The organism is uncultured Arthrobacter sp. (genome assembly GCF_902805515.1).
GTDB lineage: Bacteria > Actinomycetota > Actinomycetes > Actinomycetales > Micrococcaceae > Arthrobacter_D.
Genome location: NZ_CADCTE010000056.1, coordinates 18,476 through 30,902, shown reverse-complemented (window position 1 = coordinate 30,902; position 12,427 = coordinate 18,476). Strand labels below are relative to the sequence as shown.

Below are 12,427 nucleotides of genomic sequence, written 5' to 3'. Positions count from 1 at the left end.
CCCCGGAGAGCTAGCTCAGCAGCGCCCGGCGGAGCGTGTCCAGCCCCACCGACCCGAGGTTGAGCGCCCGGGTGTGGAAGGCCCGCAGGTCGAAGGCTGCGCCCTCGCGTTCCTTGACCTCGTCGCGGATCTGCTCCCAGAGCCGCTGCCCCACCTTGTAGGAGGGCGCCTGCCCGGGCCAGCCCAGGTACCGGTTGAACTCGAAGTTCAGCTGGCCCTCGCTGATGGCGATGTTGCTGCGGAGGAATTCGTAGCCCTTCTCAGGGGTCCACGTTCCCGAGCCCCACCGCTGCGGCACCTCGAGTTCGAGGTGGACGCCGATGTCGAAGACCACGCGCGCCGCACGCATCCGCTGGGCGTCGAGCATCCCGAGCCGGTCGCCCGGATCGTTGAGGAAGCCGAGCTCCTGCATCAGGCGTTCGGCGTACAGCGCCCACCCCTCGCCCTGGCCGGAGACCCAGACGGCGTTGCGCCGCCAGGCGTTCAACAGCCGCCGCTGGTAGACCGCGGTGGCGACCTGGAGGTGGTGGCCCGGGACGCCCTCGTGGTAGACGGTCGTCGTCTCCTTCCAGGTGGTGAACGAGTCCTCACCCTCGGGCACTGACCACCACATGCGGCCGGGCCGGGAGAAATCGTCGCTGGGGCCGGTGTAGTAGATGCCGCCCTCGTGGGTGGGGGCGATCCGGCATTCGAGGGTGCGCATGATGTCGGGAATGTCGAAGTGCACGCCGGCCAGGGCCTGCACCGCGCCGTCGGACAGCTCCTGCATCCACTCGCGCAGCGCGTCGGTGCCGTGGAGCTGGCGGGCCGGATCGGCATCGAGGACCGAGATGGCCTCCTCGATGGAGGCACCGGGCCGGATCTCCGAGGCGACCGCCTCCTGTTCGGCGATGATGCGGTCGAGTTCCTCGACGCCCCACTGGTAGGTCTCCTCGAGGTCGACGGCGGACCCGAGGAACAGGCGCGACATCAGGGCGTAGCGTTCACGGCCGACGGCGTCCTTGGTGGGGGCACCGGGCAGCAGCTCCTCCTGCAGGAACGCGGCGAGCCCGCGGTAGGCCTGGCGGGCGGCCTCGGCTCCGCTGCGCAGCTCGGCGGCGAGCGGCCCGGTCACGGGCCCGTCGTCCGTGGCCGCGCCCGCGGCGAAGCTGTCGAAGAAGCCGCCGTCCTCGGCGTACCGGGTGACCTGCTCGATGACGATGCCGATCTGGCGGGCGGCAGCGACAAGGCCCAGCTCCCGTCCGCGGCGCAGGGAGGTGATGTAGCCCGAGAGGGCGGCCGGGACGTTCGACAGGCGGCCGGCGATGTGCGCCCAGTGCTCCTCGGTGGCCGTCGGCATGAGGTCGAAGATGGCCCGGACGTTCTGGGCGGGGCTTTCGAGGTTGTTGAGCTCCGAAAGGTTCGCCCCGGTCTCATGGATCTCCAGTTCAAGCCCGAGGCGTTCGCGCATCGCGTCGAGGGTCACGGCGTCGACGTCGTCGACCGGCTCGAGTCCGGAAAGGTCGGCCAGGGCGGAGCGGGCCGCTTCGGCGAAGGCCTCAACGCCGGCCGGGGAGTAGTCACGGAATTCGGTCTCCCGGCCGGGCACGCCGAGGACCGTGGCGAATCCGGGGTCCAACCGGGTCAGGGTGGCGGTGTAGGTCTCCGCGACGGCGTCGATGGCCGTCGGCTGGCGTGCGGCACCCTCGGAGCCGGAGCCGGAGGACGGGGTGGAAGGGGTGGAGGCAGGGGAAGTCTCGTTGGTCACAGCCCGAGCCTAGCGCCGTCCGTTGCCCCGGGCTACGGTTCGGCCGAAATATCCGGAGCAGGTCGGGCGCCTCAGCGCGGCGCCGCGCGAAAACCCCCCCTTCCCTTCCTCGGGACCCCTAGGGTGAGGGCATGAATACGGCGGCGGGGGACCCGCGGAGGAATTTTCAGGACCAGGACCAGGGACGGGAACAGGACCGGGAACAGGAACAGGACGGGGGACGGGTTCGTGCTCAGGACCGGCGCCCTGGACGGGACGACCGGCCGGGGCCGGTGTCACCGGAGGAGGCCCTGCGCCGGAGTGCCTACCAGTTGGGCGCGGCGCTGCTGGCCGGAGCGCCCGGGAAAAACGTCGTCACGAGCCCGGTCAGTGCCCTGTGCGCCCTGCTGATGCTGCGGGCCGGAGCCGGCTCAAGCACGGCCGCCGAACTCGACGCCGTCCTGGGCTTGCCGGCGGAGGGCAGCACGACGGCCCTTGAGGCCCTGCTGGCCCGGCTCGCACCGTACGACGGCGACCCCGGGGCGGCGAACGCGCAGGAGCCGCCGGCCGTCCCGGTGCTGCACCTGGCCAACGGCGTGTTCGTGGACCGGGAGACGCCCACCGGGGACGCCTTCCTCGCCACGCTGGCCCGCCACTCCAGCGCCGGCGTGTATCCCGTTGACTTTGCCGATCCCGCAACGGAGGCGGTGCTGAACCGCTGGGTGTCGGAGGCCACCGGTGGACGCATGACGGAGGCGCCCGTCGAGTACAACCCGGATACGACCCTGTCGCTGCTCAACACCGCGTACTTCGCGGCCGCCTGGGCCGAGCCCTTCGACCCGTCCGGCACCTACCCCGAGGACTTCCGGCTGCCCGACGGCACCACCGTGGCGGTCGATCGAATGCACACCCGCACTCCGGCCCGGTACGCCGCCGGCTCCCGGTGGGTGGCGGTCGACGTCCCCTACACCGAGGGGTTCGTGCTGCGGGTCGTGCTCGCCGCCGGCGACGCCGGGTCCGACGACGGGCCCGCCCTGCCTGCGTGCTCGAAGGAGGCTCTGCTTGAGGTTGCGAGGGCGATGGAGGAGGCCGGCGAGGTCTTCCTGGGGCTTGGCCTGCCGCGCTGGGAGTCCGACAGCGCCTTCGACCTGCTGCCGCTGCTGCGCAGGCTCGGCCTGCGGGAAACCCTTGGCGGTGCACCGGACCTTTCCGCAATCCAGCCCGACGCGGTCGTCTCAGCGGCGGCCCAGGCCGCCTCGATCACCGTCGGGGAGAAGGGGACGGTCGCCGCGGCGGTGACCCAGTTCGAACTGATGGCCACCTCGGTGCCGGTCGATCCGGAACTGGTGGTCGAGGTTGACCGGCCGTTCCTCTACGCAGTGCTCCACGAGGCCACCGGCCTGCCCCTGTTCCTCGGAACCGTCACGGACCCGCGCTGACCGGCAGGCCCCGGACCGCGGGCACGCGGCGGTGTGCGCTGCGCCTACCTGCCGCTGCGCCGCCAGGAGCCCGGCCCGGGCAGCGGGTGCAGGCGCAGCAGGGTCCGGCGCAGCCACGCCCGGCCCGGATGGCGCCGGTCATTCGAGTCCCCTGAGTCCGCCATCGCCAGGACGACGGCGGTCAGCGCGGCCACCTCTTCGTCAGTGGGGTTCCCTGCCACCACGCGCAGCAGCGGTTCCTCCTCCGGGGTGCCGGTGCTCACAGCGGGATGTTCCCGTGCTTCTTGGCGGGCAGGGTGGCCCGCTTGTCACGCAGCGCCCGCAGCGCCCGCACCACCTGAACCCGGGTGTCGGAGGGGGCGATGACGGCGTCGACATAGCCGAGCTGCGCCGCCTGGTACGGGTTGAGCAGCTCCTCTTCGTACTGCTGGACCACCTCGGCGCGTGCCGCCTCGACGTCGCCGCCGGCCTCCGCGACGGCCTTCAGGTGGCCGCGGTAGAGGATGTTCACCGCGCCCTGGGCGCCCATGACGCCGATCTGCGCCGTCGGCCAGGCCAGGTTGAGGTCCGCGCCGAGCTTCTTGGAGCCCATCACGATGTATGCCCCGCCGTAGGCCTTGCGGGTAATCACCGTCACCTTGGGCACGGTCGCCTCGGCGTAGGCGTAGAGGAGCTTCGCGCCGCGGCGGATGATGCCGTTGAACTCCTGGTCCTTGCCGGGCAGGAAGCCCGGAACGTCGACCAGGGTCAGGATGGGGATGTTGAACGCGTCGCAGTGGCGGACGAAACGGGCGGCCTTCTCTGAGGCGTTGATGTCGAGGGTCCCGGCGAACTGCATCGGCTGGTTGGCGACGATGCCGATGGTGTGGCCCTCCACCCGGGCGTACCCGATGAGCACGTTCGGTGCGTAGAGCGCCTGCATCTCCAGGAAGTGGCCGTCGTCGACGATCGCGGCGATCACTGCGTGCATGTCGTAGGGCTGGTTCGCGGAGTCGGGGATCAGCGTGTCGAGGGCCTCGTCCTCGAGCGTCGTCTCGAGCATCTCGGTGAACTCCCCGAGCGGGGCCTCGGCGAGGTTGTTCGAGGGCAGATAGTCGAGCAGTTCGCGCACGAAGCCGATGGCGTCCTGTTCGTCGGCCGCGAGGTAGGTCGAGGTGCCGGTGGTGGTGTTGTGCTGGCGTGCGCCGCCGAGGGTCTCCATGTCGACGTCCTCGCCGGTGACGGTCTTGATGACGTCCGGGCCCGTGATGAACATGTGGGAGGTCTTGTCCACCATCACCACGTAGTCGGTCAGGGCCGGCGAGTAGGCGGCCCCGCCCGCGCACGGTCCGAGGATCAGGGAAATCTGGGGGACGACGCCGGAGGCATGGACGTTGTTGCGGAAGATGTCGGCGAACATGGCCAGGGAGGCCACGCCCTCCTGGATGCGGGCCCCGCCGCCGTCGTTGATGCCCACCACCGGGCAGCCGTTGCGCAGCGCGAACTCCTGGACCTTCACGATCTTCTCGCCGTTGACCTGGCTGAGGGAGCCGCCGAAGACGGTGAAGTCCTGGCTGTAGATCCCGATGAGGCGCCCGTCGACGGTGGCGTAGCCGGAGACCACGCCGTCCCCGAGGGGCCGCTTCTTGTCCATGCCGAACGCGTTGGAGCGGTGGACGGCCAGGGCGTCGAACTCGACGAAGGACCCGGGGTCGACGAGGAGGTCGATGCGTTCGCGGGCCGTGTTCTTGCCGCGGGCGTGCTGGCGTTCAACGGCTTCGGGGCCCGAAGGCAGCAGCGACTGGCTCTGCCGGCGCCGGAAATCGGCGAGCTTGCCGGCGGTCGTCTTGAGGTCGGGTTCCACGTCTTGCTTCATTGAATCTCCGAGTGCAGGGGGTAGGGCGGGCGTCTGGCGCGGCCGCCTCCGGAGGGCTCCTTGTGAGGAATCCTCCAAAAAAACGAACGACCGTCCCAGTCTAGTGAGCCAAGGGGCCCCTCCGACTGTAGGACTCCTACAGGTTCCGGCGCGAACACTTAGTCCGACTCCTCGGGTTACCGGTCGGTAACATTCGGTGCGTCGCAGCCGGCGCCGCGCCCCCGCCTGCGTATTCTTGCCGCATGACCGCCAGCAACGCAGCAGAGAACGCAGCAGCGACACCATCAAAAAATCCAGTCCCGACGACGGCCGCCGACCCGCCGGAGGCACCCCTGCGCGGGCGCACTCTCCTGATTTCGGGCGGGAGCCGGGGCATCGGCCTGGCGATCGCGCTGCGCGCTGCCCGCGACGGAGCGAACATCGTGCTCCTGGCCAAGACCGGCGAGCCGCACCCGAAGCTCGAGGGCACGGTCTCCAGCGCCGCACGCCTCATCGAGGAGGCCGGCGGAACGGCTCTGCCCCTCGTCGGTGACGTCCGCCGCGACGAGGACGTGCGTGGCGCTGTCGACGCCGCGCTCGAGCGCTTCGGCCGGATCGACGCCGTCATCAACAATGCCTCCGCGATCGACCTGTCCCGCACCCCCGAGGTCGACATGAAGCGCTACGACCTGATGGCCGACGTCAACGTCCGCGGCACGTTTCTGCTCAGCAAGCTCTCGCTCGACGCGCTGCGCCGCTCCGACAACCCGCACATCCTGACGCTGTCCCCGCCGCTGAACCTCGACCCGAAGTGGGCCGGTGCGCACCTCGCCTACACTCTGGCCAAGTACGGGATGAGCCTGACCACGCTCGGCCTGGCGGAGGAGCTGCGCGGGGAGGGCATTGCCGTGAACTCCCTGTGGCCGAAGACCCTGATCGACACCGCGGCCATCCGCAATATGGCAGGCGGCGGCACCCTGGTGCAGGCCGCCCGCAGCCCGGAGATCGTCGCCGACGCGGCACACGCGGTGCTCTCGCGCAGCTCACGCAGCTGCACCGGCAACTTCTTCACCGACGAGGAGGTGCTCCGGGAGGAGGGAGTGAGCGACTTTCGCCCGTACAGCCTGGGCGCGCCGGAGGACCGGCTCGTCCAGGACATTTTCCTGTGAGCCGGTGGGCGCTGCCCGGCTGGGTAGAATCGGAGGCATGACCAACCGCTACTCAAACCTGGAGCGACCCGGTTTGGACGCGGCGGCGCTGTCGGTGGCCCTGTGCGCGCCGGCCGGACCGTATGCGCGCGTGGAGCTGGTTCAGGAGACCGGCTCAACCAACGACGATCTGGCCGGGCTGGCCGAGCTGGAACCCGGGCAGTGGCCCGACCTTTCGGTGCTGACGGCGGAGATGCAGCGGGCCGGGCGCGGACGGCTCGGCCGCAACTGGGTGGCCCCGGAGCGGTCCTCCCTGATCGTGAGCCTGCTGCTGCGGCCCGTGAATGCCGGCGGCCGGCCCCTCCCCACGGAGAGCTACTCCTGGCTGTCGCTGCTTGCCGCCCTGGCGCTGGCCGAGAGCGTCGAGGACCGCACCGAGGTGAGTCCGCAGCTGAAGTGGCCCAACGACGTCATCGTCGATTCCCGCAAGCTGGCCGGGGTGCTCGCCCGGTTCGTTCCCGGAGCGGACGGCTCGCCGCCGGCCCTGGTGGTGGGGGTCGGGCTCAATGTCAGCCTCACCGATTCGGAGCTGCCGGTGCCCACCGCCACCTCCCTGCTCCTTGAGTACGCGGGCACCACGGACCGCAATATCCTCCTGAAGTCCTTCCTGCGCACCTTCGCCGCCCGCTACTCGGCCTTCTGCGCCGTCGACGGCGACGCCTCCGCCACCCTCGCCGACGGGAGCACCCTCGCCGGCGCGGTCTCCGCGCGCATGCACACCCTCGGGCGGAGCGTCCGGGCGGAACTTCCCGGCGGCCGCGAACTGACCGGCCACGCGCTGGCGCTCGATGAGCACGGCGGGCTCGTAATGCGCGACGACGACGGCGGGCGGCACACCGTCTCCGTCGGCGACGTCGTGCACCTGCGGCCCGCGGGTCAGGACGCCGGATGACGTCGTCAGCTCGGGCCGGACGGCCGCCGCGCGGCCCGGGCGGCAACGTCCCTGCCGCCGCGCCGACCCCCGGTGTGCGCACCGCCCCGGGGCCGTCGCGATGAAGGTGAAACTCGCCCCCGGCGAGCAGGTCCTGACCCGGACGCGGGCCACCCCGCGGAGCCTGATCTGGCCGTCGATCGGCGCCCTGGCCGTGCTTACCGCCGGCGGCTACGCCCTGGGCTGGCTCAGCCGCGCCGCGGTGCCGCCCGAGCTGCAGCAGTGGCAGCCCCTGCTGGTCACAGTGGCGGCCGTCGGCGGCGCCCTGCTGCTGCTGAGGATGTTCCTCCGTCCGCTGCTGCGCTGGCTGGCCGGCCGCTATATCCTCACGAATCAACGGCTCATCCACCGCCGCGGGATGACTCGGCGGAGCCTGTACGAGGTGCCGCTGGCCGCCGTCCACCAGGTGGGGGTGACCCAGTCGCTGGTGCAGCGGCCTTTCGGCAGCGGCACGCTCACCCTGGACCTGGGGTTCGGCCGCTCGGTCAGTTACCGCGATGTGCCGTGCGCGGCCGTGTTCAGGGACCACGTCGCCGAAGCGATCGGACAGCTCCCGCAGTCGGCACTGTTCAACGGCCGTGCCATGATGGGTCAGCCCGGACCGGACCAGTGGCCGGACCAGTGGCCGGATCAGGGGCAGCCCGCGCACCCGGAAGCGCGGCAGGACGGCCCCGGCGGGGCCTGGAGGGGGGCGGTATGACCACCGCAAGCCGCCCCGACGCCGACGCCGACGCCGCCGTGCCCCGGCCCAAGGCCGTGTGGCAGCCGCAGGAACTGCCGGGATCGAACGGGCACCCCGGCGAACGCCCCGACCCTTTGCCCGACCCCGCACCGGCACCCGCCCCTGCCCCCGCGCCCGCTTCCGCCGCCGACCCGCACCGCGAAGCGATCCGGGCGCTGGAGATCGAACTCCTCGGGGCGGAACGCACCCTGCGCCGGCGCGAGGTGGCCGCCCGCGCCGGGGTCTCCCTGCTGTCGGCCCGCAAGCTCTGGCGCGCCATGGGCTTCCCCAATATCGGGGACGAGGATGTCGCGTTCACCGAGAAGGACAAGGAAGCGCTGACGACCATCATCGAACTGGTCCGGCAGGAACAGCTCACCGAGGACGCCGCCATCTCCATCACCCGGGCGGTCGGCCAGATGACCGACCGCATGGTGGTGTGGCAGATCGAGGCCATCGTCGAGGAGATGGTGGTCCAGCGCGGCATCCCCGACGCGGTGGCCCGCAAGGCGCTGGTCTCGGAGCTCCCCGACCTGATCGAGCCCCTCGAGAAGATGCTGGTGTACGCGTGGCGGCGCCAGATGAACGCCGCCGTCCAGCGCCTGGCCCTCCGGGCAGAGTCTGGCCTGCGGGCGAGCGAGGAGGGCCGGGACGGCGACGAGGACGACGCGCCCCTGCCGCTGGCGCGCGCCGTCGGCTTCGCGGACCTGGTGTCCTACACCAGCCTGTCCCGGCAGATGAACGAGCGGACCCTCGCCCAGCTGGTGCAGCGGTTCGAGAACAAGTGCGCCGAAATCATCTCGGTCGGTGGCGGCCGGCTGGTGAAGACCATCGGCGATGAAGTCCTCTACATCGCCGAATCGCCCGAGGCCGGCGCGGAGATCTCCCTGGCCCTGGCCAAGGCCTTCACCGAGGACGACCTCCTGCCGTCGGCCCGGGTCTCGATGGTCTGGGGGAGGATCCTGTCCCGGCTCGGGGATATCTACGGCCCGACGGTGAACCTCGCCGCGCGCCTGACCGCCCTGGCCGAGCCCGGCACGGTGCTGATCGACGCCACCACCGCCGCCACGCTCAGCGGCAATGAGAAGTTCGTCCTGATTCCGCAGCAGGCACGCACCGTGCGCGGTTTCGGGGAGGTCCACCCGGTGACCCTGGCCCGGGGGACCGGCAGCGGGCTGGTGCTCGACTGAGCGCCCGCCCGACCACGCAACGGCGCCCGGCACAGCCTCCGCTGGTGGCCCACCGCACTCCAGTGCAGAATGGACAGATGACCGACCAGCTGAACATCTTCGCCGGCAGGCACCCGCGCCCCGCTCCCCGCACCGGTCGGCTGCTGCCCGGGGCGGCTCGATGAGCGGTTCGATCGAGGTTCCCGCGGACGCGGGCCAGGGCCTGCGCGTGGTGTGCGGGTACGCCACGCACACCGGGCTGCGCCGCGACAACAACGAGGACTCGTTGATCGCGGCGGACCCGATCTTCGCCGTGGCCGACGGCATGGGCGGCCACGAGGCGGGGGAGGTGGCCAGCGGCCTGTGCGTGCAGACCCTCGGCATGAGCGCGGTGGCCGGCACCCGGCTGCCCCGGTTCACCGCGGAGGACCTCGACGAGCTGGTGCAGGAGGCCGACGCCCGCATCCGCCAGGAGACCAGCGGACGCGCCGGGACCACCCTCAGCGGCGTGGTGCTCGTCGAGGCGGCCGGCGCCCCCCACTGGCTGTTCTTCAATGTCGGAGACTCCCGCACCTACCGCCTGAGCCAGGGACAGTTCGGCCAGATCACCGTCGACCACTCCGAGGTCCAGGAGCTTGTCGACACCGGGCAGATCACCGAGGAGCAGGCGCGCACCCACCCGCGCCGGCATGTGGTCACCCGCGCCCTGGGCACGGGCGACGACGCCGAGCCGGACTTCTGGCTGCTGCCGGTGGAGGAGGGGGACCGGATCCTTGTGTGCTCCGACGGGCTCAGCGGTGAACTCACCGACGAGGAGATCTGCGGGATCCTCGCCACCGTAGCGGACCCCCAGGAGGCGGCCGACACCCTCATCGAGGCCACCCTGCGCTCCGGTGCGCGGGACAACGTCTCGGTCATCGTCATCGACGCCACGGGAGTCCCGGCGGCGCCCTGAGCCGTGCTAGAACGCCCGGCGGCCTTAGGGCAAGATGGGACGGTGACCTCAGGAACAGAAGACGCCCTCAGCACCACCGGCCTCAAAGACGGCACCGGCACTCCCAGCGAAGACCTCCGTGAGGAATACCGGAACCTTGCCGACGCCATCCGCGCCCACCGGTATGCGTACTACCAGGAGAACGCGCCGACCGTCTCCGACGCCGAGTTCGACGAACTGTTCCGCCGGCTCGAAACCATCGAGGCACTGCACCCGGAGCTGGTCTCCAACGACTCCCCGACCCAGGAGGTCGGCGGGGACGTCTCCTCGGCCTTCGCGCCCGTGGAGCACCTCCAGCGCATGTACAGCATCGAGGACGTCTTCTCCCTCGAGGAGCTCACCGTCTGGCTCCGCCGCGCCCTGGCCGGCATCGAGCAGCGCAGCCCGGGCAGCAGCGTCCGCTGGCTCACCGAGCTGAAAATCGACGGCCTCGCCGTCAACCTGCTCTACCGCAACGGGGAACTCGTGCGCGCCGCCACCCGCGGGGACGGCGTCACCGGCGAGGACATCACCCACAATGTGCTCACCATCGCCTCCATCCCGCGGCAGCTCGCCGGGGACGACGTGCCCGAAGAGGTCGAGGTCCGCGGCGAGGTGTTCATCCCCTCCAAGGACTTCGCCGCCCTCAACGAGCGCATGGTCGCCGCAGGCAAGGCACCCTTCGCCAACCCGCGGAACGCCGCCGCCGGATCCCTGCGGCAGAAGGACCCGGCCCTGACGGCCGAGCGCCCGCTCGACGCCTACATGCACGGCATCGGTGCGCGCACCGGCCTCACCGCCGAAGCGCAGTCCGAGACCTACGAGCAGCTGCGCCGCTGGGGCCTGCCGGTCTCGCCCTATTCCGAGGTGCTCGACGACGAGGAAGCCATCGTCGGGTTCATCGAACGCTACGGCGACAAGCGGCACTCGCTGCGCCACGAGATTGACGGCATCGTGGTGAAGGTCGACAGCTTCGCCCTGCAGCGGGCACTCGGACACACCTCGCGGGTGCCCCGCTGGTGTGTCGCCTACAAGTACCCGCCCGAGGAGGTCAACACCAAGCTGCTCGACATCCTCGTCAACGTCGGCCGGACCGGGCGGGTGACGCCCTTCGGACTGATGGAGCCGGTCAAGGTGGCCGGCTCCACGGTCAGCATGGCCACCCTCCACAACCAGGAGGTGGTCAAGGCCAAGGGCGTGAAGATCGGCGACATCGTGGTCCTGCGCAAGGCCGGCGACGTCATCCCCGAAATCGTCGGGCCCGTCGTCGCCCTGCGCGACCAGCAGGACCCCCCGGTGCGCGACTTCGTCATGCCCACCGAATGCCCCTCCTGCGGAACGCCACTGCAGCCGGCAAAGGAGGGTGACGTGGACATCCGCTGCCCCAACGCCCGCGCCTGCCCCTCCCAGCTGCGCGAGCGCGTCTTCCACCTCGCCGGCCGGGGAGCGTTCGACATCGAGGCCCTCGGCTGGGAGGCGGCCATCGCCCTGACCCGGCCCGCCGAGCCGGCGGTGCCGCCGATCACCACCGAGGCACAGATCTTCAACCTGACCCCGGAGATGCTCGCCGATGTGAAGATCGAGCGGGACAAGAAGGTCAAGGGGGAGGTGGTGGGACGCGAACTCGTCCCCTACTTCTACTCCAAGGGAACGGCGAAGAAACCCTCCGAGCCCAGCGCCACCACCCGCAAGCTGTTCGTGGAGCTCGAAAAGGCGAAGAAGCAGCCGCTGTGGCGGGTCCTCGTGGCCCTGTCCATCCGGCACGTCGGACCCACCGCCTCGCGGGCGCTCGCCACGGCCTTCGGGTCGATGGACCGCATCCGCGCCGCGAGCGAGGAGGAGCTGGCCCACGTCGACGGCGTCGGCCCGACCATCGCCGCCGCGCTGAAGGAGTGGTTCGAGGAGGACTGGCACCGCGAGATCGTCGATTCCTGGGCCGCGGCCGGGGTGCGGATGGAGGACGAGCAGGACGAGTCGGTGCCGCGCACCCTCGAAGGCCTCACCGTCGTCGTCACCGGTTCCCTGGAGCGGTACAACCGGGACGAGGCGAAGGAAGCGATCATCACGCGCGGCGGCAAGGCCTCGGGGTCGGTGTCGAAGAACACGAGCTATGTGGTCGCCGGGGAGAACGCCGGCACCAAGCTCGATAAGGCCGAACAGCTGGGCGTTCCGGTGCTGGACGAGGAGGGCTTCGACCGGCTCCTGGCCGGCGGTCCCGCGGGCCTGGCCGACGACGGCGGTGCGGGTGCGGGTGCAGCGGATGCGGATGGCCAGGAAGCAGGAGCTTCGGAGTCAGAAGGTTCGGATACAGAAGGTCCGGACGTGGGTGATCCGGCCGCCGACGCCGGGCACGTGCCCCTGGAGCCGGCCGAGGACTGACCGTCGAGTTGGCAGCACACCACCCCTAGGCTCCGGAGAAGCGTGGT

The 12,427-nt window shown here is 70.9% G+C and carries 10 protein-coding genes; 7 read left to right on the top strand and 3 right to left on the bottom strand.

Annotated features, from left to right (window positions below; genetic code table 11):
- Nucleotides 1-10: 10 nt before the first annotated feature.
- Nucleotides 11-1,660: a DUF885 domain-containing protein gene (locus tag QZX79_RS04575; protein ID WP_294565319.1), complete on the bottom strand. Its 1,650-nt coding sequence runs from the start codon at nt 1,658-1,660 to the stop codon at nt 11-13.
- A 359-nt stretch (nt 1,661-2,019) separates the two neighbouring features.
- Here QZX79_RS04575 and QZX79_RS04570 point away from each other — a divergent pair, with 359 nt between their 5' ends.
- Nucleotides 2,020-3,165 (top strand): serpin family protein, encoded by a 1,146-nt coding sequence (locus QZX79_RS04570; protein ID WP_294565281.1) that lies wholly within the window; start codon nt 2,020-2,022, stop codon nt 3,163-3,165.
- Between the two features lie 44 nt (nt 3,166-3,209).
- Here the strand turns inward: QZX79_RS04570 and QZX79_RS04565 are convergent, their stop codons facing one another.
- Both QZX79_RS04565 and QZX79_RS04560 read right to left on the bottom strand, forming a co-directional pair.
- Nucleotides 3,210-3,428: an acyl-CoA carboxylase subunit epsilon gene (locus tag QZX79_RS04565; protein WP_120166815.1), complete on the bottom strand. Its 219-nt coding sequence runs from the start codon at nt 3,426-3,428 to the stop codon at nt 3,210-3,212.
- Nucleotides 3,425-5,008, bottom strand: a complete 1,584-nt coding sequence (locus tag QZX79_RS04560) for an acyl-CoA carboxylase subunit beta (protein ID WP_294565317.1) — start codon at nt 5,006-5,008, stop codon at nt 3,425-3,427. Before QZX79_RS04560 ends, QZX79_RS04565 begins: the two co-directional genes overlap by 4 nt.
- A 254-nt stretch (nt 5,009-5,262) precedes the next feature.
- Between QZX79_RS04560 and QZX79_RS04555 the strand changes: the two genes are divergently transcribed.
- From QZX79_RS04555 to ligA, 6 genes are all read left to right on the top strand, one after another.
- On the top strand, nt 5,263-6,168 hold the full coding sequence (locus QZX79_RS04555) for an NAD(P)-dependent oxidoreductase (RefSeq protein WP_294565277.1): 906 nt from the start codon (nt 5,263-5,265) through the stop codon (nt 6,166-6,168).
- Nucleotides 6,169-6,205: 37 nt separating this feature from the next.
- Nucleotides 6,206-7,099 (top strand): biotin--[acetyl-CoA-carboxylase] ligase, encoded by an 894-nt coding sequence (locus QZX79_RS04550; protein ID WP_294565275.1) that lies wholly within the window; start codon nt 6,206-6,208, stop codon nt 7,097-7,099.
- A 100-nt stretch (nt 7,100-7,199) separates the two neighbouring features.
- Nucleotides 7,200-7,838, top strand: coding sequence for a PH domain-containing protein (locus tag QZX79_RS04545; RefSeq protein WP_294565272.1), 639 nt, complete (start codon nt 7,200-7,202; stop codon nt 7,836-7,838).
- The gene (locus QZX79_RS04540; RefSeq protein WP_294565268.1) at nt 7,835-9,049 is read left to right on the top strand and encodes an adenylate/guanylate cyclase domain-containing protein; all 1,215 of its coding nucleotides are present in this window, start codon (nt 7,835-7,837) and stop codon (nt 9,047-9,049) included. Before QZX79_RS04545 ends, QZX79_RS04540 begins: the two co-directional genes overlap by 4 nt.
- 160 nt (nt 9,050-9,209) lie before the next feature.
- The gene (locus tag QZX79_RS04535; RefSeq protein WP_294565266.1) at nt 9,210-9,983 is read left to right on the top strand and encodes a PP2C family serine/threonine-protein phosphatase; all 774 of its coding nucleotides are present in this window, start codon (nt 9,210-9,212) and stop codon (nt 9,981-9,983) included.
- Between the two features lie 42 nt (nt 9,984-10,025).
- The gene (ligA, locus tag QZX79_RS04530) at nt 10,026-12,380 is read left to right on the top strand and encodes an NAD-dependent DNA ligase LigA (protein ID WP_294565263.1); all 2,355 of its coding nucleotides are present in this window, start codon (nt 10,026-10,028) and stop codon (nt 12,378-12,380) included.
- The last annotated feature ends 47 nt before the right edge of the window (nt 12,381-12,427 follow it).